This is a genomic window from uncultured Ralstonia sp. (assembly GCA_913056305.1).
Lineage (GTDB): Bacteria > Pseudomonadota > Gammaproteobacteria > Burkholderiales > Burkholderiaceae > Ralstonia.
In genome coordinates, this window is the sequence record CAJXMR010000396.1 from 1 (window position 1) to 2315 (window position 2315).

Below are 2315 nucleotides of genomic sequence, written 5' to 3' on the forward strand. Positions count from 1 at the left end.
TTCGCGGTAGGCGGATTTGACGATCTCGGCGTAGCGCGTGTCGCCGGTTTCATCGGCGTTGGGCAGCGTGGTGTCGTAGACGAAGCGGATGAACGCGGCGGTGGTCTCGTTGGTCTCGATCGTCATGGTGAGCGAGCCACCGGCGTGGCCGTCGGCAGCGGGCGTGGTGTAGGTCACGCGCGTGTGCGGTTCGAGCGTCACGCGATCATGGATGCGGGCCTCGCCAAAACGCAACTCGCGCTCGACCCAGCCGTCGCCCTGGGCGGTGATGACAGCCTCGTCCAGGCCCAGCACGAATTCGGTCGGTTCCTGCACCCGCAGCACCAGACCCTGCCAGATCTGGTTGGGGGTGAGCGCATCGATGAGGGGGTTGAGTGGATCGTTGACTTCCACCAGGTGTTCAAAACGCAAAGCGGCCTCCGCAAGATTTCCTGACATTATGGCGCGGCTCGCGGGGCAATGCGCCAAATGAAAAAACGCCGGCGGGTTGCCCCTGCCGGCGTCTTTCATCCGAACGGATCGCTGCTTAAATCTCTTCGTACAGCGGCAGCGTCAGGAATTCAGCAAAGTCTTCCGACGTCGACATCTGCTCGAAAATCTCAGCCGCGCGGTCGAAGTGACCCGCAGCGCCGCTGGACTTCACCTTGGCCAGCTCTTCCGGGATCAGCTTGCGCACCAGCTCGGCCGTGACCTTGGTGCCGTCTTCCAGCTTGCCCTTGGGCGAGCGGATCCACTGCCACACCTGCGAGCGCGAGATTTCCGCCGTGGCGGCATCTTCCATCAGGTTGTGGATCGGCACGCAGCCGTTGCCGGCCAGCCAGGCGCCCAGGTAGTGGATGCCGACGTTGATGTTCATGCGCAGGCCGGCTTCGGTGATGGGCGTTTCTGGCTGGAAGTTCAGCAGGTCGGCGGCCGTCACGTTCACGTCCGGGCGTTGCTTGTCGAACTGGTTCAGCTTGTCGCCCAGCACCTCGACGAACTCCTTCATGGCCGGCTCGACCAGGCCCGGGTGGGCCACCCAGCCGCCGTCATAGCCGTCGGTGGCGTCGCGCTTCTTGTCGCCGATGATGCCGGCCATGGCGATGGCGTTCTTCTCCGGATCGTTCTTGATCGGGATCAGTGCGCTCATGCCGCCGATGGCGGGCGCGCCGCGCTTGTGGCAGGTCTTGAGCAGCAGCAGCGCATAGGCGCGCATGAACGGCGCGGTCATCGTGACCTTGGCGCGGTCGGCCAGGCAGAAGTCCTTGTCGTTCTTGAACTTCTTGATGCACGAGAAGATGTAGTCCCAGCGGCCAGCGTTCAGGCCCGCGCTGTGCTCGCGCAGCTCATACAGGATCTCTTCCATCTCGAACGCGGCGAGGATGGTCTCGATCAGCACGGTGGCCTTGATGGTGCCTTGCGGCAGGCCGATCTCGTTCTGGGCCATCACGAACACGTCGTTCCACAAGCGCGCTTCCAGATGGCTTTCCATCTTCGGCAGGTAGAAGAACGGGCCGGCGCCGCGGGCGATCTGCTCCTTGGCGTTGTGGAACAGGAACAGCGCGAAGTCGAAGATGCCGCCCGACACGCGCTGGCCGTCGATCGTGACGTGCTTCTCGTCGAGGTGCCAGCCGCGCGGGCGCACCTGCAGCGTGGCGATCTTGTCGTTGAGCTTGTACGTCTTGCCGACCGACACCAGCGTGAGCGTGCGGCGGATGGCGGCCTTCAGGTTGACCTGGCCCTGGATCTGGTTGTGCCAGCTGGGCGCGTTGGAATCCTCGAAGTCGGTCATGTAGCTGTCCGCGCCCGAGTTGAACGCGTTGATGACCATCTTGGCTTCCACCGGGCCGGTAATTTCCACGCGGCGGCAGTGCAGTGCCGGCGGGATCGGCGCGACCTTCCAGTCGCCTTCGCGCACGGCCTTGGTTTCAGCCAGGAAATCCGGGCGCTCGCCGGCGTCCAGGCGCTTGGCGCGCTCGACACGGGCGGCCAGCAGCTGCTGGCGACGCGGCTCGAAGGTACGGTGCAGCTTGGCGACCAGCGCCAGTGCTTCGGGGGTCAGAATGTCTTCGTAAGCCGGGAGGATCTCGGCCTTGATCTCCATGCCTTGGGGCAGCGTGAGCGCCATGGTGCTTCTCCTGAGGATGATGTGAGGGTTGAACGGGTTCGGTCCTATGCGTGGGCCGATTTGGAATGTCTTACGTCGATTGCCTTGCTTCTACGAATTGCAGCAGGTCGCGCATGTCGTGGCCGGTGGCCGTAGGCGATACGTCCAGCGCCTCGGGCGGATGCCCCAGGCGGTTGATCCAGAAGGTCGTGAAGCCGTACCACGTTGC

Annotated in this window: 2 protein-coding genes and 1 pseudogene; all 3 read right to left on the reverse strand. The window is 64.0% G+C overall.

What is annotated here, in order from left to right:
- Positions 1–411 (reverse strand): SRPBCC family protein (locus QZ609_RS26510; RefSeq protein ID WP_295501509.1); only part of this gene is annotated, 411 nt, incomplete at its 3' end.
- Positions 412–526: 115 nt separating this feature from the next.
- Complete coding sequence (gene aceB / locus QZ609_RS26515; protein WP_295501512.1) at positions 527–2107, reverse strand: malate synthase A; 1581 nt, start codon at positions 2105–2107, stop codon at positions 527–529.
- 70 nt (positions 2108–2177) lie between these two features.
- Positions 2178–2315 (reverse strand): annotated as a pseudogene (locus QZ609_RS26520) (haloacid dehalogenase); the annotation flags it as partial.